The organism is Streptomyces sp. NPDC029151 (assembly GCF_055564315.1).
In genome coordinates this window covers 134,870-153,373 of the sequence record NZ_JBVHWQ010000008.1, presented here as the reverse complement: position 1 = coordinate 153,373, position 18,504 = coordinate 134,870, and the positions used below count along the sequence as shown (strand labels likewise).

Annotated in this window: 16 protein-coding genes and 1 tRNA gene; 5 read left to right on the top strand and 12 right to left on the bottom strand. The window is 73.3% G+C overall.

The genetic code is table 11. The annotated features are described in order from the left end of the window. Nucleotides 1–41 precede the first annotated feature (41 nt). Nucleotides 42–284: an SGM_3592 family protein gene (locus ACZ4VF_RS27855; protein ID WP_467929348.1), complete on the top strand. Its 243-nt coding sequence runs from the start codon at nucleotides 42–44 to the stop codon at nucleotides 282–284. Between the two features lie 265 nt (nucleotides 285–549). After that, a tRNA-Ser gene (locus ACZ4VF_RS27850) sits at nucleotides 550–636 on the top strand. 374 nt (nucleotides 637–1,010) lie between these two features. On the opposite strand, the gene ACZ4VF_RS27845 is transcribed toward ACZ4VF_RS27850, so the two are convergent. The 9 genes from ACZ4VF_RS27845 to ACZ4VF_RS27805 form a co-directional block, all read right to left on the bottom strand. Beyond that, nucleotides 1,011–1,808: an HAD family hydrolase gene (locus ACZ4VF_RS27845; protein ID WP_467929346.1), complete on the bottom strand. Its 798-nt coding sequence runs from the start codon at nucleotides 1,806–1,808 to the stop codon at nucleotides 1,011–1,013. Then, a complete protein-coding gene (gene serS / locus ACZ4VF_RS27840; protein ID WP_467929345.1) occupies nucleotides 1,805–3,082 on the bottom strand; it encodes a serine--tRNA ligase in 1,278 nt (425 codons plus the stop codon). The genes ACZ4VF_RS27845 and serS overlap by 4 nt, the downstream gene beginning before the upstream one ends. A 603-nt stretch (nucleotides 3,083–3,685) precedes the next feature. Further along, nucleotides 3,686–4,618: a prephenate dehydratase gene (pheA, locus tag ACZ4VF_RS27835; protein ID WP_467929344.1), complete on the bottom strand. Its 933-nt coding sequence runs from the start codon at nucleotides 4,616–4,618 to the stop codon at nucleotides 3,686–3,688. 100 nt (nucleotides 4,619–4,718) lie between these two features. Next, entirely contained in the window at nucleotides 4,719–5,999 is a 1,281-nt protein-coding gene (gene efeB / locus ACZ4VF_RS27830) for an iron uptake transporter deferrochelatase/peroxidase subunit (protein ID WP_467929342.1), read from the bottom strand. An 8-nt stretch (nucleotides 6,000–6,007) separates the two neighbouring features. Then, nucleotides 6,008–8,041 carry a copper resistance CopC/CopD family protein gene (locus ACZ4VF_RS27825; RefSeq protein ID WP_467929341.1) on the bottom strand — a complete coding sequence of 678 codons (2,034 nt, stop codon included), beginning with the start codon at nucleotides 8,039–8,041 and terminating at the stop codon, nucleotides 6,008–6,010. Between the two features lie 13 nt (nucleotides 8,042–8,054). Next, nucleotides 8,055–8,519 (bottom strand): copper chaperone PCu(A)C, encoded by a 465-nt coding sequence (locus tag ACZ4VF_RS27820; protein WP_467929340.1) that lies wholly within the window; start codon nucleotides 8,517–8,519, stop codon nucleotides 8,055–8,057. After that, nucleotides 8,516–9,172, bottom strand: coding sequence for an SCO family protein (locus tag ACZ4VF_RS27815; protein WP_467929339.1), 657 nt, complete (start codon nucleotides 9,170–9,172; stop codon nucleotides 8,516–8,518). The genes ACZ4VF_RS27820 and ACZ4VF_RS27815 overlap by 4 nt, the downstream gene beginning before the upstream one ends. 104 nt (nucleotides 9,173–9,276) lie before the next feature. Further along, nucleotides 9,277–9,996, bottom strand: coding sequence for a YcnI family copper-binding membrane protein (locus ACZ4VF_RS27810; RefSeq protein WP_467929337.1), 720 nt, complete (start codon nucleotides 9,994–9,996; stop codon nucleotides 9,277–9,279). Between the two features lie 129 nt (nucleotides 9,997–10,125). After that, nucleotides 10,126–10,977, bottom strand: coding sequence for a hypothetical protein (locus ACZ4VF_RS27805; protein ID WP_467929336.1), 852 nt, complete (start codon nucleotides 10,975–10,977; stop codon nucleotides 10,126–10,128). A gap of 200 nt (nucleotides 10,978–11,177) precedes the next feature. Here ACZ4VF_RS27805 and ACZ4VF_RS27800 point away from each other — a divergent pair, with 200 nt between their 5' ends. Further along, nucleotides 11,178–11,621, top strand: a complete 444-nt coding sequence (locus ACZ4VF_RS27800; RefSeq protein WP_467929335.1) for an ATP-binding protein — start codon at nucleotides 11,178–11,180, stop codon at nucleotides 11,619–11,621. Nucleotides 11,622–11,634: 13 nt separating this feature from the next. On the opposite strand, the gene pdxR is transcribed toward ACZ4VF_RS27800, so the two are convergent. The 3 genes from pdxR to ACZ4VF_RS27785 form a co-directional block, all read right to left on the bottom strand. After that, nucleotides 11,635–13,005 carry a MocR-like pyridoxine biosynthesis transcription factor PdxR gene (gene pdxR / locus ACZ4VF_RS27795; RefSeq protein WP_467929334.1) on the bottom strand — a complete coding sequence of 457 codons (1,371 nt, stop codon included), beginning with the start codon at nucleotides 13,003–13,005 and terminating at the stop codon, nucleotides 11,635–11,637. A gap of 60 nt (nucleotides 13,006–13,065) precedes the next feature. Further along, nucleotides 13,066–14,550, bottom strand: coding sequence for an aminopeptidase P family protein (locus ACZ4VF_RS27790; protein WP_467929332.1), 1,485 nt, complete (start codon nucleotides 14,548–14,550; stop codon nucleotides 13,066–13,068). A gap of 244 nt (nucleotides 14,551–14,794) precedes the next feature. Then, nucleotides 14,795–16,165 carry a PP2C family protein-serine/threonine phosphatase gene (locus ACZ4VF_RS27785; protein WP_467929331.1) on the bottom strand — a complete coding sequence of 457 codons (1,371 nt, stop codon included), beginning with the start codon at nucleotides 16,163–16,165 and terminating at the stop codon, nucleotides 14,795–14,797. Nucleotides 16,166–16,775: 610 nt separating this feature from the next. Between ACZ4VF_RS27785 and ACZ4VF_RS27780 the strand changes: the two genes are divergently transcribed. Together ACZ4VF_RS27780 and ACZ4VF_RS27775 are read left to right on the top strand one after the other, a co-directional pair. Beyond that, complete coding sequence (locus tag ACZ4VF_RS27780) at nucleotides 16,776–17,441, top strand: bifunctional DNA primase/polymerase (RefSeq protein WP_467929330.1); 666 nt, start codon at nucleotides 16,776–16,778, stop codon at nucleotides 17,439–17,441. 288 nt (nucleotides 17,442–17,729) lie between these two features. Further along, nucleotides 17,730–18,215, top strand: a complete 486-nt coding sequence (locus ACZ4VF_RS27775; RefSeq protein ID WP_467929650.1) for a hypothetical protein — start codon at nucleotides 17,730–17,732, stop codon at nucleotides 18,213–18,215. The last annotated feature ends 289 nt before the right edge of the window (nucleotides 18,216–18,504 follow it).

The window sequence follows — 18,504 nt, the reverse complement described above, 5'->3', positions numbered from 1 at the left end:
GGCACACTGGGCACAGCGGAGGCACGGCTGGGAGGCCGGAGATGGCTGACGAGATGCCGCAGCACGAAGGGCGGGAGCGGACCGGCGAGGACGGGTGGGACGACGTCGTCCTGGACGAGGGTTTCGTCCGGGCCGCCGGGACCTCCGAGCCCTCGGCCCGGGCCCGGATGCTCGCCGCGCGCTGGCGGGCCGAGGAGCCCGAGCCGCAGCCCTGGCGCGCCGACGAACCGCCGGCCGGCTGGTTCTTCGCCAGGGCGCGGCGCCGCAGGTGGCGCCGCCGCTAGCGGCCGCCCGTCCGTTCGTTTTATTCGGTGGCGCCCAACTCCGGTGCCGGGCAGAGTGGTTGTGCACCATCCGCCGGGATCGTCCCGGCGTCACCGACTGGGAGCGGAGGTGGGCGATGTCCATGCACGGCAGTACGCCCAGCTCCCGACAGGGCGGTCCGAGGCCGGCTCCGGAGTGATCCGCCACCCCTCCGTGGAGCCACGGGGACTGCCCGGGGCGGTCGCTTCGAGCACGCGATGTCGCTCTCGCGTGGACCGCCCACCCGGAGGATTGGCCGAGTGGTAAGGCACCGGTTTGCTAAACCGTGGTCGGGTCCGAAAGCCCGCGCACGTTCGATCCGTGCATCCTCCGCGAGACGTTGCCACCGGGGTTTGGCAGGGCCGTCGTCGTCATAGGGCCCGCCTCGCGGGCCGCGGGCACGCGCGCGCCCTTGACCTGGCACTCCGGTCCGGCGGCGAGCCGGCAGCCGCGGCGGCGACCGGGGTCTGGAGCGCTACGACACCAACGGCAGCCCGGACACCGGGTTCTCCGGTGACGGCAAGACGGTCACCGGCTTCACCCCCCGGGCTGCCCGGCCAACGTACGCGACGTCGCGGTGCGGTCCGACGGCAGGATCGTGGCCGCCGCGGACGCCGGGACCTTCCGGGCGCAGGCCCGGACGCGGCGGCCCACGGCAGGGCCGCGCGCGGCGGGCCCGGAAGCGGCGGCCCGCTAGCGGCGGCCCGCTAGCCGAGCAGCCGCTCCAGCACCACCGCGATCCCGTCCTCCTCGGGGGACGAGGTCACCTCGTCGGCCACGGCCTTCAGCTCGTCGTGGGCGTCCGCCATGGCCACTCCCCGGGCCGCCCAGGCGAACATCGGGATGTCGTTGGGCATGTCGCCGAAGGCGATCGTGTCGGCGGCCTTCAGCCCCAGCCGGCGGGCGGCCAGGGACAGACCCGTGGCCTTGGACAGGCCGAGCGGCAGCAGTTCCACGATGCCCGCGCCCGCCATGGCCACCGAGACGAACCCGCCGGCCGTCCGCCGGGCCGCCTCGGCCAGCTCGTCGTCGCCGAGCGTCGGATGCTGGATGTAGATCTTGTTCAGCGGGGCCGACCAGAGATCGGAGGCGTCCGTGAACGGGGTCGCGGGCAGCGTGCCGGTGAGCGCGTAACCCGGGCCCACCAGCACGTCGCCGTCGAGCCCGTCCCGGCTGGCCGCCAGGTACAGCGGACCCACCTCGGCCTCGATCTTGGCCAGGGCCACGCCCGCGAGCTGCCGGTCCAGGGTGACCGAGGTCAGCAGGCGGTGCGAGCCGGCGTCGTAGACCTGGGCGCCCTGGCCGCAGACGGCGAGGCCGTCGTAGCCGAGGTCGTCCAGGACGTGCCGGGTCCGGGTGACCGGGCGGCCGGTGACGACGATGTGCGCGGCGCCCGCCGCGGTGGCCGCGGCGAGCGCGTCACGGGTGCGCTGCGAGATCGACTCGTCGGAGCGCAGCAGCGTTCCGTCGAGGTCGGTCGCGATGAGCCCGTAGGGGAAACTCACCGGGACACCGGCTCCAGGACCTCGCGGCCGCCCAGGTACGGGCGCAGCACCTCGGGGACCCGGACGGAGCCGTCGGCCTGCTGGTGGTTCTCCAGGATCGCCACGATCGTGCGCGGTACGGCGCACAGCGTGCCGTTGAGCGTGGCCAGCGGCTTGACCTGCTTGCCGTCGCGGACCCGGATGGACAGCCGGCGGGACTGGAACTCGGTGCAGTCCGAGGTCGAGGTCAGCTCGCGGTACTTGCCCTGGGTCGGGATCCACGCCTCGCAGTCGTACTTGCGGGCGGCCGAGGCGCCGAGGTCACCGGAGGCGACGTCGATGACGCGGAACGGCAGCTCCAGCGAGGTCAGCCACTGCTTCTCCCACTCCAGCAGGCGCTGGTGCTCGGCCTGGGAGTCCTCGGGGGCGACGTACGAGAACATCTCGACCTTGTCGAACTGGTGCACGCGGAAGATGCCCCGGGTGTCCTTGCCGTGCGAGCCGGCCTCGCGGCGGAAGCACGGGGAGAAGCCCGCGTACCGCAGCGGCAGCCGGTCGGCGTCGATGATCTCGTCCATGTGGTAGGCCGCCAGCGGAACCTCGGAGGTGCCGACCAGGTACAGGTCGTCCTTGTCGAGGTGGTAGACGTCCTGGGAGGCCTGGCCGAGGAAGCCGGTGCCGGCCATGGACTGCGGGCGGACCAGGGCCGGGGTGAGCATCGGCGTGAAGCCGGCGGCGGTGGCCTGGGCGATCGCCGCGTTCACCAGGGCCAGCTCCAGCAGGGCGCCGACGCCGGTGAGGAAGTAGAAGCGGGAGCCGGAGACCTTCGCACCGCGCTCGACGTCGATGGCGCCGAGCAGCTGGCCCAGCTCCAGGTGGTCCTTGGGCTCGAAGCCCTCGGCACCGAAGTCGCGGAGGGTGCCGTGCGTCTCCAGCGTGACGAAGTCCTCCTCGCCGCCGACGGGCACGTCGGGGTGGACGAGGTTGCCGAGCCTGAGGAGCAGCTCCTGGGTCTCGGCGTCGGCCGCGTCGCGCTCGGCGTCGGCGGCCTTGACGTCGGCCTTCAGCTGCTCGGCGCGCTTGAGCAGTTCCGCCTTCTCGTCGGCGGTGGCCTTGGGGATCTGCTTGCCGAGCTGCTTCTGTTCGGCGCGCAGTTCGTCGAAGCGGACGCCGGAGGACCTGCGCCGCTCGTCGGCAGACAGGAGGGCGTCGACGAGCGCGACGTCCTCTCCACGGGCGCGCTGGGACGCGCGCACACGGTCGGGGTCCTCACGGAGCAGGCGAAGGTCAATCACGCGACCCAGGCTACCGGTGCGGGGTCGCGGCTCACGAATCACTATTCCGGGGTGTTCTGATTCGCGGCTTACGATCCGTTATGCGCTAATTGCCATCCGTGCTGATCATTAAGGCGGCAGGCGCGGCGGGAGTCGCGGTGGATCCGGCGGCGGGCGTCAAGGGAAAAGTGTCTCACTCCCTGGGACGGAGCAGGCTCCGGGCGCCCGGTTGACCGGATTCCCTTGTGGAGGACGGGATTTGGCGACCCGGTTGTCCACAGAAATCCACACCCGCCGAAGAGTTATCCACAGGCTGTGTGGATCGTCTGTGGACTTCGGAATTGATCACTCCGGAAAGCTCGAACGGACTGAAGAATTCTCGGGCCAAACCCGATCGACACCCACGTTCGGGTGGAAAACGGTCGCCCCAAAAGATGAACCAAAGGAAACGGGTGGACGAAGGGTGACCCGGGGACTGGTGGCCGCGGCGGGGGGCTTCGGGCCGATTTGTCGACCGGGTGGCCCTGCTCTGTCGACTTGTCCCCAGGTCGAGAAGCGGACCTGTGGATAACTTCTGTGGATAACGTTCGTCTGCAGGTACGACCGGCGCGCCGGGGCGACTGGCTAGAAACGGCCGTCCTGGCAGCGCGCCACCCAGTCCGCCGCCGCCATGAACTCCTCGTCGGAGGTCCCCGGCAGCATCGGACGGCCCTCGCCCGGTGCGATGTCCGCACGCGGATAGGAGCCGAGGAAGCGCACCTGGAGACAGATCCGCCGCAGCCCCATCAGTGCCTCCGCCATCCGCCGGTCGGAGATGTGGCCCTCGGCGTCGATGCAGAAGCAGTAGTTGCCGATCCCGGCGCCGGTCGGCCGGGACTGCAGCAGCATGAGGTTGATGCCGCGTGAGGCGAACTCGCCGAGCAGGTCGCGCAGGGCGCCGGGGTGGTCGTCGCGCTGCCACAGCACCACCGAGGTCTTGTCGGCGCCGGTGGGCGCGGCCGGGCGGGCCGGACGGCCGACCAGAACGAACCTCGTCTGGGCGTTCTCCGCGTCGTGGATCCCGGTCTCCAGCGCCTCCAGGCCGTACCGGGCGGCGGCGAACTCGCCCGCGAAGGCGGCGTCGTAGCGGCCCTCCTGGACCAGGCGGGCGGCGTCCGCGTTGGAGGCGGCCGACTCCCACACGGCGTCCGGGAGGTGGGTGCGCAGCCAGTTGCGCACCTGCGGCTGGGCCGCCGGGTGCGCGGAGACCGTCTTGATGTCCGTGAGCCGGGTGCCGGGGCGGACCAGCAGCGCGAAGGTGATCGACAGCAGCACCTCGCGGTAGATCGTCAGCGGTTCGCCGGCGACCAGTTCGTCCAGGGTGGTGGTGATGCCGCCCTCGACGGAGTTCTCGATCGGCACGAACGCGGCCTCGGCCTCGCCGGCCCGCACCGCGTCCAGCGCGGACTGCACCGACACGTACGGGATCAGCTCCCGTGTGGCCGCCTCCGGAAGCGTGCGCAGGGCGACCTCCGTGAAGGTGCCCTCCGGGCCGAGATAGGCATAGCTGGCTGGCATGCCCCTCACCCTAATGGCCGGAAGAGGGACCGTCGCATGCGTCTCATGGATGCCACTCGTCCGGGTGGTTTGAAGCCGGTTCACCCGTCAGCGGCCGGCTTCAGCCCTCCAGCAGCCGCTGCCCCACGTACTCGCCCTCCGCCGCCCCGCCCGGGACGGCGAACAGGCCGCTCGACTCGTGCCGGATGTACCGGGACAGCGCGTCGCCCCGGTCGAGCTTGCGCTGCACCGGCACGAAGCCGCGCAGCGGGTCCGCCTGCCAGCAGACGAAGAGGAGACCGGCGTCCGGCGTGCCGTCCGCGTCGATGCCGTCGTGGTAGGAGAAGGGGCGCCTCAGCATGGCCGCGCCGCCGTTCTGGTCGGGCCGGGTGATCCGGGCGTGCGCGGTCAGCGGGACGACGTAATCGCCCGTGGGGCCCGCCTTCTCCAGGTCCATCGCGGTCGTCTCGTCACCGCCGGACAGGGGTGCCCCGTCCGCCTTGCGGCGCCCGATGACCGCCTCCTGGGCCGGCAGCGACAGCTTCTCCCAGTCGTCCAGGAGCATGCGGATCCGGCGTACGACGGCGTACGAGCCGTTCGCCATCCACGCGGGCTCCCCGGAGGCGGGAACGAAGATCCGCCGGTCGAAGTCGGCGTCGGCGGGCTTGGGGTTGCGGGTGCCGTCGATCTGGCCCATGAGGTTGCGGGCCGTCATGGGGTGGGCGGTGGCGCCCGGGCTGCGGTTGAAGCCGTTCATCTGCCAGCGCACCCGCGCGGCGGAACCGGCGTCCTTCTGGATCGCGCGCAGGGCGTGGAAGGCGACCAGGGCGTCGTTCGCGCCGATCCGCACCCACAGGTCGCCGTCGCTGCGGGACTTGTCGAGCCGGTCGGAGGAGAAGTCCGGGAGCGGGTCGAGCGCGGCCGGCCGCTGCTTCTCCAGGCCGGTCCGGGTGAAGAAGCTGTGGCCGAAGCCGAAGGTGACGGTCAGCGAGGACGGACCCGCGTCCCGGGCCACACCGGTGTCGTCGTGCGGAGCCGCCTCGCCCGCCATCAGCCGCTCGGCCGTCGCCGACCAGCGGCGCAGCAGGGCCGCCGCCTCCTTGCGGCCCGCGCCCGCCGCCAGGTCGAAGGCGACGAGATGGCCGCGCGCCTGGAGGCCCTCGGTGATGCCGGGCTGATGTTTCCCGTGAAACATCGCCCGGTCGGAGCCCACCGAGGTCAGCGGGACGGCCTCCGTGGGCGCGGCCGCGTATCCCACGGCACCGCCGGCCGCGCCGAGCACGAGGCCGGTGGCGCCGGCGGTGCCGAGCAGGGCGCGCCGGGAGATGCCGCCCGGGCCGGAGACGGGCAGCGTCGCCGGGGCCTCGGGCGTGCGGGCCTGGGGGAGGGACTTCTCGGGCATGGTGGGGTTCAGCCGATCTGCGCGTTCTTGGAGACGGTCGCCTGGTCGATGTCGGAGGTGCGGACCGTGACGGCGATCTTCCAGTCGCCGGCCATGGGGATCTGCACGTCGTTCGCCGACCAGTGGCCGGTGGCGATGTGGTCGGGGTTCACGGGGAGCGGGCCGATCTTCTTCGCCTCCAGGGTGAAGGCGACCTTCACCTCGGGGACGTCGAAGGCCCGGCCGTTGGGCCGCTGGACGTAGACGTGCATCTCGTTGGCGCCCGCGCGCGCGGGGTCGAGGTCGATGCTGACGACGCCCTTGCCGTCGGTGCCGCCGGTGTCGAACGGCATGTCCAGGGTCAGTGCGCCGGAGGCCGTCGAGGTGCCGGAGCTGGCCGACGCCGAGGTGGCCGCCTTGGCCTCCTGCTCGGTGCGGCCCGGCTCGGTCTGGGTCAGCGCCGTCGTCACGGCGAGCAGCACCAGGGCGACGCAGGCCTCGGCGAGCACCGAGCGGCGCAGGCCGGAGCGGTGCGGGTCCGCCTCGCGCAGCCGCTTCTCCCGGGCCGCGTCGACGGCCGCGCGCTGCCGGGCGAGCTGGGCGGCACGCCGGGTGTCACCGGAGCCGGAGCCGGAGCCGGCGGCGGAAGCGAAACCGGAACCGGAACCGGAACCGGACTCAGGGCCGGAGCCGGAAGTGGGTCCGCTGCCGGTGCCCCTGCCCTTGTCGTCACCGGCCGCCTTGGAGAGGGCGGCCTGTTCCTTACGCGCCTGCGCCTGCTCCCGCCGGGCCTGTGCCTGGGCCTTCTTCCCCTTCGCGGAGCGGGCGACCGGGTCCGTGAGCCGGCCCGTCCAGCGCCGGGACACGCCCGCGACGCCGACCAGCACCGCCACCAGCCCGATCTTGACCAGCAGCAGCTGCCCGTACCGGGTCTCGGTGAACGCCGACCAGGAGCCGAGCTGCCGCCAGGACTGGTAGACGCCGGTGGCGACGAGCGCGAGGACGGACCCGAAGGCCACCCGGGAGAAGCGCCGTACGGCGGCGGCCTCGACCGGGGTGTCGGCGGGCGCCCGGTACAGCGCGGTCAGCAGGGCGGTGAGACCGCCCAGCCAGGCGGCGACGGCCAGCAGGTGGACGACGTCGACCGGCATGGCGAGGCCCGGCTGGAGCCCGGTGGAGGCGTGCTCGGCCATGGCCCAGCTGGCCGCGAGCCCGGCCGCGACGACGACCCCGCCGACGGCGAGCCCGAAGGTCAGGTCGCGCTTGTCCTGCCCCTCCTCCCGCCGGGTGTAGGCGCCGAAGAGGACGGCGACGAACAACGCGGCGGCGGCGAGCAGCAGCAGCCGGGAGACCAGGGCGGCACCGGTCTTGGTCTGGAGCACCTGGCCGAGCAGGTCGAGGTCGAAGACGTCGGCGAACGTCCCGGAGGTGGTGTACGCGCCGCGCAGGAGCAGCAGCCACAGGGTGGCCGCGGTCAGCGCGACCCAGCCGCCGACGACGAGCCGCTGCAGGGGCCGTACGCCCGCGCCGCGCCGCCAGCAGGCGAGCACGAAGGCCGCGCCGCCGGCGAGGACGAGGAAACCGGCGTACGACACGTACCGGCCGAAGGCGTACAGCCCGCCCACGACTCCGCCGCCCGCGGCCGGTCCGGTCGCGGAGACGACCGTCTGCGAGGGCGCTCCGACGGAGAAGGTGTAGGCGCCGGCGACGGGGTGGCTGTCCGCCGAGACGACCTGGTAGGTGACCGTGTAGGTGCCCTTGGCCAGGCCGCTCTTGAGCTTCACGGCGTACGTCGTGCCGCTCACGTTCGCGGGGCTGCCCGTCTGGACCGGCTTGCCCCGGGGGTCGAGGACGCGCAGGGAGTCGTCGTTCATCGCCACCTTCTCGGAGAAGGTGAGCGACACCTGGGTGGGCGCCTTGTCGACCACCACCCCCTGCGCGGGGTCGCTGCCGGTCAGCGCCGCGTGGGCGGAGGCCGGTCCGGCGCCCGCCAGCAGCGCACCGGTGACGGCGAGGAACAGCAGCAGCAGGATCCGCAGGCGGGGGGTGATGGTCCGGGTCACGGTGGTCCCTCCCTCAGTGGCCGGTCGACGGGTTGTACGTGGTGGACCTCACCGGCATCTCGACGGTGAGGGGCCCGGACTTGGCGAAGCCGAGCCTCACGGTGACCGTCTGGCCCTGCTTCGGCGCGTGCTTCAGCTTCTCGAACATCAGATGGTTGCCACCGCTGCGGAACACGAGCTTGCCGTGGGCCGGTATGGCGAAGGAGGACCGCTGCGTCATGGCGCCGCCCGTCGTGCTGTGCATGGTGACCTCGCCGGCGGCGTCACTGGTGACCGAGGTCAGCTGGTCCTCGGAGGCTCCCTTGTTGGTGATCGTGAGGAAGCCGGCGGCCATGTCGGCGGAGACGGGCTGCGGCATGTAGGACGCGCTGACGGACAGCTCGGCCTTCCCGGGGCCCGTACCGGAACCCGAGCAGCCCGTGAGGGCGAGGGCACCGGTGAGCGCGCCCGCGGTCAGGGCGGCGGTACGACGCCTCACGGGGTGGCTCCCTCGACGAGCTTGGGCAGGTCCCTGGTGTAGTCGTCGACCGAGGCGTTCTCGCCGTAGAGGACGTACCCGGCGTCGGTCTTCGGGGAGAAGGCGATGACCTGGGTGCCGTGCACCGAGACGAGCTTGCCGTTCTTGTCCTTGCTCGTCGGCTCCACGGAGATGCCGACGGACTTGGCGCCGGCCTGGATCTTGGCGAAGTCGCCGGTCAGGCCAATGAACCGGGGGTCGATGCCCTTGAGCCACCTGCCCATCTCGGCGGGGGTGTCACGGCCGGGGTCGGTGGTGACGAACACGACCCGGAGATCGTCCTGCGCGGCCTTGGGCAGCGACTTCTCGGCGACGGCGATGTTGCTCATGGTCGTCGGGCAGACGTCGGGGCAGTGGGTGTAGCCGAAGTAGACGAGGGTCGGGTGGCCCTTGGTCTCCTTGCGGAGGTCGTACTTCCTGCCGTGGGTGTCGGTGAGGACCAGGTCCGGCTTGTCGAACGGCCGGTCGAGGACGGTGGCGGCCTTGCCCGCGCCGGATCCTCCCTCCACCACGGCGACCGGCGAGCCGGCGTCGTCGTTCCCGGAGCCGCAGGCGGAGAGGGTCAGGGTGGCGGCGGCGAGCAGGACGGCCGCGGTGAACGTCTTCTTGCGCATAGAGAAATGTCCCAGATGTGTGAACTCCGGCGCGCACCGGGGTCGGGCGGGCGTCACGAGGACGGCCCCGCACGACGCCCGGTACGCGCGGCGGAACGAGGGGCTCAGACGGTGGTCCGGCGGCGGCTCGCGACGACGCCGTAGCCCACGCCGGCGACACCGATGACGATGCCGACCACGCCGAGCACACGGGCGGTGGTGTCACTGCCGCTGCCGGAGCCGGCGGCGGCCGTCTTCTCGGTCTTGTCGGCCGTCTTCTCGGCGGCCGCCGAGCCGTGGTGGTCGTCGGTGGCCGCGGACAGCGCCAGGACGGGGGCCGGGTTCTCCGGCTCGTCCTGGCCCTCCTGCGGCACCTCGATCCAGCGCACGACCTCCTTGTCGGAGTACGTCTGGACCGCCTTGAAGACCAGTTCGTCGGTGTTCTCGGGCAGGGCGCCCAGGGAGAGCGGGAACTTCTGGAAGTAGCCGGGCTCGATGCCCTTGCCGTCGGCGGTCCAGGTGACCTTCGTGACGGCCTCGTCGATCTTCTCGCCGTGCATGGTGAGCGGCTTGTCCAGCTTGGACTTGGTGACCTCGGCCTTCCAGCCGGGAACCGGCTGCGGCATCACGGAGGCGATCGGGTGGTCGGCCGGGAGATTGACCTCGACCTTGGTGGTCGAGGCGTTGTCGCGCTCGTTCGGGACCTTGAAGTCCACGACCGCGTAACCGCCCTTGGCCGCCGTTCCCTCCGGCTGCACGGAGACGTGCGCGAAGGCGGGGGCGGACAGCGTGAGGACGGCCGTACCCGCGACGGCAGCGGCGGCGGCGATACGAGAAGCCTTCATGGAAGCAAGCACTCCACTATGAGTCGGGTCCGGGTGATTCCGGTGGTGAGGAGGAACACGCGCACGCGCGCGTGCCGCTCGACGGCGGCGCACCGGAGTCCCTGTTCGTGAAGTGGAGCGGTGACCGCGTCAGGCGGCGAGGAGGAAGCCGGCGGCGGGCGGGCCGCGGCGGATCACCGTGTGCTGGAGTACGGCGGTGTGCGGGGCCGGCGCCTCGTCGCGGTCGGCGCGCGGGCCGCGGGGACCGGGCCCGGTGGCGGGCAGCAGCCCGGCGCACAGGGCGCGCGTCAGAGCGAGCGCGGCGCGCAGGGACCGTACGAGCGCCCCCTCCGTGACTCCATGCGCCGACAGGTCGATCAGCCGCAGCACGGCCAGGTCGCCGCGGCGCAGCAGCCAGCCCACGGCGAGGGCCGCGAGCAGATGGCCGAGCAGCATCGGCAGCGAGGGCAGCAGGCCGGCCGAGGCGCCGGTCGCGTCGTGCGCGTGCTCCATGGTGCCGAGCGCGGCCGTGGGCCGGCCGGCGCGGTCGATGAGACGCGCGTCGAGCAGCAGCCGGAAGGCATGCCCCGGGGTGAGCGACGCCGGGGCCGATCCGCACACCAGCCGGGCGGCCTGCTCGACCAGCGCGCTGTCGCTCAGCACCCCGCCCGTCGTCCCGCCGCCCCTCGTCGACGCCGGCATCCCGCCGGAGCCCAGGACGGTCCCGTGCTGGCCCAGCCCGAACAGCGTGTGCAGCACGGTCTGGCCGAGGGCGAGGAGCGCGGCGATGCCCGGCAGCGAGCGGGCGCGCCCGGCGAGCGGTGCCACGAGCAGCAGGGAGCCCAGGAAGCCCGCGCACAGCGTCCACAGCGGTACGCGCGCGCAGGAGGCCAGGGTGTGCCCGCACGCGGCCAGCGCGACGCAGACCGCGGCGAACACCGCGGCCCGCAGAATCCGGAGCCCGGCTCCGGGACGCGCCGTGCGCGGGTGGGGGGCAGTCATGGCGGCCTCATCATCGCACTGTCCGCACCGCGGGCGTACGCCAGGTCGCCCGGTCCGCCCCCCGTGCGCCGTCCCTCATACACCGATTCCTCCCGGCCCACATCGGCCGTATGGGCTCGGTCATGGCAACGGAGTGCTTACGGAAACCTACGGGCGGCAATACGTAACGGTATGTCGAGCCGCGGCCAGGAGGCTGGAGCATGAGCATCTGGTGGTCACTCCATCTGCGGCGCGAGGCCGCCAGCGTGCCGCTCGCCCGGCGGCTGCTGATCGGCACGATGGAGACGGCGGGCGTCGACCCCGAGATCTCCTACGACCTGTCCGTCGCCCTGAGCGAGGCGTGCGCGAACGCCGTCGAGCACGGCGGGGACGCCGCGCGCGGCGCCTCGGAGGCGTACCGGGTCACGGCGTACCTCGACGGCGAGAAGTGCCGCATCGAGGTGGCCGACTCCGGTCCCGGCCTCGCCCGCCCCGTCGATCCCCGGCCGGCCCGCCCGGACGCCGAGCACGGCCGCGGCCTCTGTCTGATCCGCGAACTCGCCGACCACGTCCACGTCGGCGCCAAGCCCGGCCGGAGCGGCACGGTGGTCAGCTTCGACAAGATCCTCAAGTGGAAGAAGGATCCTTCACTGCTCACGGCGTGACGGGCGCGGGGGCTCAGCGGGGTGGTTCCAGCACCTTCGCCAGTGCCTCCAGGGCCTCCGGGTACGCCCGCTCCCGGGGCGTGCCGTAGCCGACGACCAGGCCCTGCGGCCGGCCGGCCCGCGGGGTGTGCCAGTGCTCGCCGAGGGTGCCCAGCGCCAGGCCCTCCGCCTCCGCCCGGGCCAGCGCCTCGGCCTCGTCCGGCACCTCGACCAGCGCGTGCAGCCCCGCCGCAATCCCGCGCACGCTCCTGCGCGCCCCCAGTCGGCCCAGCAGCTGGTCCCGGCGCCGCCGGTAACGCAGTCGGCACGCGCGCACGTGGCGGTCGTAGGCGTGGCTGTCGATCAGCTCGGCGAGGGCGAGCTGGCCGATGGTCTCGGTGTGGTGGTCGCTGTGCAGCTTGGCCTCGGCGACCGCGTCGACCAGGTGCGGGGGCAGCACCATCCAGCCGAGGCGCAGCGCGGGGCCGAGCGTCTTGGAGGCGGTGCCGAGGTAGACGACCTGGCCGGGTGCCATGCCCTGCACCGCGCCTACCGGCTGTCGGTCGTAGCGGAACTCGCCGTCGTAGTCGTCCTCGACGATGAGCCCGCCCCGCGCGCGGGCCCAGTCGGTGAGCGCCCGGCGCCGCTCGGGGTGGAGGGTCACGCCGGTCGGGTACTGGTGGGCCGGCGTGACCACCACGGCCGCCGCGTCGCCCAGCTCCTCCGGGCGTACCCCGCGCGTGTCGACCGGGACCGGCAGGACCGTTCCGCCATTGTGCCGCACCACGTCCCGGTGGAACGGCAGCCCCGGGTCCTCCATGGCGACGGCGGCGCTGCCCAGGACGCGCGTGAGCAGCGCGAGGCCCTGGACGTACCCGGAGGTGACGACGATCCGCTCCGGCGGCGCGAGCACTCCGCGCGCCCGGCCCAGATAGCCGGAGAGCGCGGTGCGCAGCTCGATCCGGCCGCGCGGGTCGCCGTAGTCGTAGGCCAGCGAGGGGGCCGTCGCTATGGCGCGGCGCAGCGCGCGCAGCCAGGCCGCCGCCGGGAACGCGCCGACGTCCGGGCTGCCCGGGCGCAGGTCGTGGCGGGGGGCCCGCGCGCGTGCGTGTGCCTGCGGCGCCTCGGTGTCGACGACGGGCAGCTCGGCGACCCGGGTACCGGAACCCTGCCGGGCCGTCAGGTAGCCCTCGGCCACCAGCTGGTCGTACGCCGCCTTGGCGGTGCCGCGCGAGATGCCCAGGTCGGCCGCGAGCCGCCGGGTGGCGGGGAGCCGCGTGCCGGGCGCGAGCCGGCCGCCGCGCACGGCGTCCCTCAGCGCCCGTTCGAGCCCGACCCGGCGTCCGTCCGCCGCGTCGGGCTCCAGGTGCAGGCCGGCACCCAAGCCGGACCAGAAGTCGTCCACGAATCCCCCCACACGCGAAACGGCCGGGTACCCACCGGTACCCGGCCACTCAGTCTGACGTCAGCCCGCCAGCGAAGCCATCCACGCCTCGACCTCGTCGGAGCGACGCGGCAGCCCGGCGGAGAGGTTCCGGTTGCCGTCCTCCGTCACGAGGATGTCGTCCTCGATCCGGACGCCGATGCCCCGGTACTCCTCCGGCACGGTCAGGTCGTCGGCCTGGAAGTACAGCCCGGGCTCGACGGTGAGGACCATGCCCGGCTCCAGCGTGCCGTCCACGTACGTCTCGGTCCGCGCGGCGGCGCAGTCGTGGACGTCCATGCCGAGCATGTGCCCGGTGCCGTGCAGGGTCCAGCGGCGCTGGAGGCCCAGCTCCAGGACGCGCTCGACCGGCCCCTCGACCAGGCCCCACTCGACGAGCCGCTCGGCCAGTACGCGCTGCGCGGCGTCGTGGAAGTCGCGGTACTTGGCGCCCGGCTTCACGGCGGCGATACCGGCCTCCTGGGCCTCGTACACGGCGTCGTAGATCTTCTTCTGGATCTCGCTGTACGTGCCGTCGACCGGCAGCGTGCGCGTGACGTCGGCGGTGTACAGGGTGTGCGTCTCCACGCCCGCGTCCAGCAGGAGCAGGTCGCCGGAGCGGACCGGGCCGTCGTTGCGGACCCAGTGCAGGGTGCAGGCGTGCGGCCCGGCCGCGCAGATGGAGCCGTAGCCGACGTCGTTGCCCTCCACGCGCGCGCGGAGGAAGAACGTGCCCTCGATGTAGCGCTCGGACGTGGCCTGGGCCTTGTCGAGGACCTTCACGACGTCCTCGAAGCCGCGCACGGTGGAGTCGACGGCCTTCTGCAGCTCGCCGATTTCGAACTCGTCCTTGACCAGGCGCATCTCGGAGAGGAAGACGCGCAGCTCCTCGTCGCGCTCGGCGGTGACCTTGTCGGTCAGGGCGGCCTCGATGCCGGCGTCGTGGCCGCGCACCACGCGGACCGGGCCGGTGGCCTCGCGGAGCTTGTCGGCCAGCTCGCGGACGTCGGCGGCCGGGATGCCGTAGAGCGCCTCGGACTCGGTGAGGGAGTGCCGGCGGCCGACCCACAGCTCGCCCTGGCCGGAGAGCCAGAACTCGCCGTTCTCACGGTCCGAGCGCGGCAGGAGGTAGATCGTCGCCTCGTGGGTGTCGCCCTTGGGCTCCAGGACCAGGACGCCGTCCTCGGTCTGGTTGCCGGTGAGGTACGCGTACTCCACCGAGGCGCGGAAGGGGTACTCGGTGTCGTTCGAGCGGGTCTTCAGGTTGCCCGCCGGGATCACCAGGCGCTCGCCGGGGAAACGGGCGGAGAGCGCGGCGCGGCGGCGGGCGGTGTGCCCCGCCTGCTGGACCGGCTCCAGGTCACGCAGCTCCGTGTCGGCCCAGCCGGACTTCATGTTCTCGGCCAGCTCGTCGGAGACGCCCGGGTACAGGCCGTTCTTCCGCTGCTTGACGGTCTCCTCGGCCTCGGTCTCAGGGCCCTCCGCGGTAGCGGAGTCGGGCACAGCCGGGTTGAGCTCGTCGGACACGTGATCCTCCTCGATACGCCATTGATCTCCCCCGGGGCCCGCGACGCTCCTGCTTGTGGCCGAGCGGGGACCTCCATCATCGTACGGTCGTACCGGGTCCGGGCGGGGGCGGATGACCTGTTATGCCCGGTCATGCCAGCATGCCCGGTCCTGCCGGCCGGCGGAGCGCGGCGCCCGGGGCGCGGTGCCCGGCGGAGCCGTGGCGCTCGGTGGACGCGCGATGTTCCGTCGGGGCCTGGCGGGCTCAGTCGAAGCGGGCCGCGAGCAGGACCACGTCCTCCTCGCAGTCGGCGGCGTCCAGGCCGTCCGGCAGGACCGCGCGCAGGACGTGGTCGGCGACGGCCCCCGGATCGTGCCGCACCGCGCGCGGGAGGCCCGCCGCGGCGGCGTGCAGCCGGGCGAAGGCGCGGTCCATCGGGTCGCCGGTACGGTGCAGCAGCCCGTCGGTGTAGAGCAGGACCGTCTCCCCGGCCGCCGCCTGGATCTCCACGCTGGGCGCCTCCCAGCAGGCGAGCATGCCCAGCGGGGCGGAGACGGAGGTCTCGGCGAACTCGGTGCGCCGCTCCCCGATCAGCAGGGGCGGGCTGTGTCCGGCCCCGGCCAGGGTGATCTTGCGCAGGGCGGGCTCGCAGTAGGCGAACAGGGCGGTGGCGGAGCGCGCGGGCTCGGTCAGCCGCAGCAGCAGCTCCAGGTCGGACAGGACGGCGACCGGGTCCTCGCCCTCCATCACGGCGTAGGCGCGCAGGGAGGCCCGCAGCCGGCCCATGGCGGCCACCGCGCTGGGTCCGGAGCCGGTGACCGAGCCGACGGACAGGCCGAGCGCGGCCTCCGGCAGCGGCAGGGCGTCGTACCAGTCGCCGCCGCCGCGCGGGCCGGTGCGGTGCCGGGCGGCGAGCTGGACGCCGGCCACCCGGGGCAGCCGGGAGGGCAGCAGCTCCTCGGTGAGGGTCGTCACGCACGCGCGCGTGCGTTCCACCTCCAGCAGCCGGGCGAGGTGCTCGGTGGCGTGCCGGACGTACAGCCCGACGAGGTGGCGCCGGCGTTCGTCCGGCTCGGCCGGTTCGTCGTAGAGCCAGACGGCGGCGCCGAGGCGGCCGGCGGTCTCGGTGGCGAGCGGGAGGGCGTAGCTGGCGGCGTAACCCAGGCGGGCGGCGACCTCGCGGTGGCGCGGGTCCAGGCCGTCCTCGGCGAACAGGTCGGGGTGGGCGATCTCGGCGGCGGCGCCGGTGTCGTACGGCAGGGCGCCGGGCGGCACGGTCTCGATGTGGCCGAGGTCGGCGCGGCCGAGGCCGAGGCCGAGCGTGGTGCGGGGGCCGAGGCCGTCGGCGGGCTCCAGGACGACCAGGGCGCGGCGGGCGCCGACCAGGGTGGCTCCGGCGCGCAGCAGTTCGTGCAGGGCGTGGTCGAGGGCGTGGGTGCGGCAGAGGCGCTCGGTGAGTTCGTGGAGGGTCGTCAGATCGGAGACCCAGCCGGCCAGCCGGTCCTGGAGGACGGCGCCGGGGGCGGGGGCGTGGGGGGCGGGGACTGCGGCGGGAGGGGCGGGCGCGACAGTGTGGGCGGGGGTGGGAACCGTAGGATCGATTCCGGCCACTTTCGGAGGATGCGGGGCGTTCATGGCGCCCGGCCTTCAGACCGGTGCGTATTGCTCAAAAGCATCGCGAACCCCCATGTCATTCTGCGCCGCTAGCAGTGTCTCCACATGTACACGCACTCGTGAGGGGATGTCCAGCATTGTCCTGCGAGGATTCCTGGTGTCCATGGAGTCGGAGAAGGTTTTTCCCGAACCCCTTGCCTTACTGCCAAGTTGGCTAAAAACTGCCTCAGGTATCGCCCCATTGCGGTCGACTGGCCTTGCTCGACGGAGCGTCACAGCGGTCGTGATGGGTACGTACTCGGTGAAGGCCAGGGGTGGTTGGGGGCCGCCCGGAACCTGGCGACGGACCCGGGCGTCATAGCCACCGACGGCCGAGCCCCATCCTCCCGTGGCGGAGGCGGAGAGAAATACGCGCGACGGCAAAACGCCAGACTTCGCCACCCCACGCCGCAGCCGTGCTTTTGATCGACGCACTATGGACGCGGACGCGGCCGACGTTCGACCCCTCGGGGCTCCACAGGCGTGCGCAGGGGTGTGATGCGCCAACAGGTACGCAGAGTGAAGTGATCGACACATGGTGTGATGTAGCCCACGGTGTTGCCAGCGGTGCAACGGAAAGGAACGAGCGCTCATGCGCGAGATCCTCGGAAGGCGACGCAGGCTTCTGTCCAGGCGGAACGGCGACAGGCCTGAGCTGATCGGCGCGGCCCTGACCTTCGCGACGGAATGGCAGTGGCCGGTACTGCCCGGCGTGGCACCGGATCCGCAGGGGCGGGCCCGCTGCGCCTGCCCCGACCCGGAGTGCACGGTGCCCGGTGCGCATCCCTTCGACCCCGGCCTGCTCGCGGCCACCACCGACGCGCGCATGGTGCGCTGGTGGTGGACCAACCGGCCGACCGCCCCGATCGTCCTGGCCACCGGAGGCACGGCGCCCTGCGCGGTCAGCCTGCCGGCGCTCGCGGCCTCCCGCGCCCTCGCCCTGCTCGACCGGCGCGGCATGCGGCTCGGCCCGGTCGTCGCCTCGTCGAGCCGCTGGGCGCTGCTCGTGCAGCCGTACTCCATGGAGCAGCTGGGCGAGCTGCTCTACGCCAAGGACTTCGTCCCCGGCTCCCTGCGCTTCCACGGAGAGGGCGGCTACCTCGCGCTGCCCCCGTCCGAGACCGGCCAGGGTGCCGTCCGCTGGGAGCGGGCCCCGCTGCCCGGCTCGGCCTCGCCGTGGGTGCCGGACGTGGAGGCCGTGGTGGACGCCGTGGTCGACGCCCTCACTCGTACGGGTGTGAGCGCGCCCGAGTTGTAGGGGTGTCGGGCGCGGGCGGGTGGCCGAGCGCCGCTCGCTCGTTATCTTCCGCATATGCTGCGTCATTCCGGGCGTTTTTCCGGGCGTCATGCCGGGCGCCACTCCGGGCCCCGTTCCGGGCGTCACTCAGGGCTTCGTCCCGGGCGTCACTCCGAGCCGCGTTCCGGGCTTCGTTCCGGGGGTCCTTTCGGGGGCTGTTCCGGCGGCCACCGTGCTCCGTGGCCGCTGTGCGGTCTGCGGGATCCCCGACGGCTCCGTGTGCTCGCCCTCGTGGGTGCCGTGATGGGCGTGGTCGCGCTGCCGCTGGCCGTGGCGTCCGCCGGGCAGGTGGGCGACGCCGGCCCGGGTGCGGCGCCGGCCGCCGCGCCTGCCGCTGCTCGCGGGGGTGCCGACGACCGCCCGGACACCGCCCGCCGCTCCCCCTTCCTGCTGGGCGTCGGGCTGGCCACCGCCGTCCGCTGCGGACCGGAACTGACCTCGCCCGACGGCATCGAGGCGCAGACCTGTGTGCTGACCCAGGGCGAGGACACCTGGGCGCGCACCTACTACCGCAACGCCACCGGCGAGTCGCTGGACTCCCTGCTGAGCCTGATGGGGCCGGGCGGCCGGAACGTGCAGATGCGCTGCGTCACCGGGGCCGACGACGAGCCCGCCACCTGCGAGACCCCGCGCGAGCACAGGCGGGGCCGGCCGGACGCCTACACGGCCGTCACGGAGTTCGCGGAGCGCGGGGCGCAGGGGGCGCTGCTGCTGCGGTCGGGGAGTGATTCCTGAGCAGGACGGAGGAGTTGGGGCGCGGAGAGTGAGGCGAGCCGGCGCCGGGGGCGGGTGAGGGGCGCGGGGTGTGGTGTGGGCAGAGGCGGCGCAGGGTGGCCGGGGAGGTCTCGCCGAGATGCCGCGGGGCGCCGGTGCCCGGGCGTCGGGGGCGGTGGTGCCAGGGGGGCGGCGGTGCCGGGATGCGGGGTCTTCGCGCGGGACCGGCAGGGGAAACGGCGCGAGGAGGCCGGCAGAGGCGACGCGGGGCCGGCCGGAGAGGCGACGCGGGGCCGGCCGGAGAGGCGAC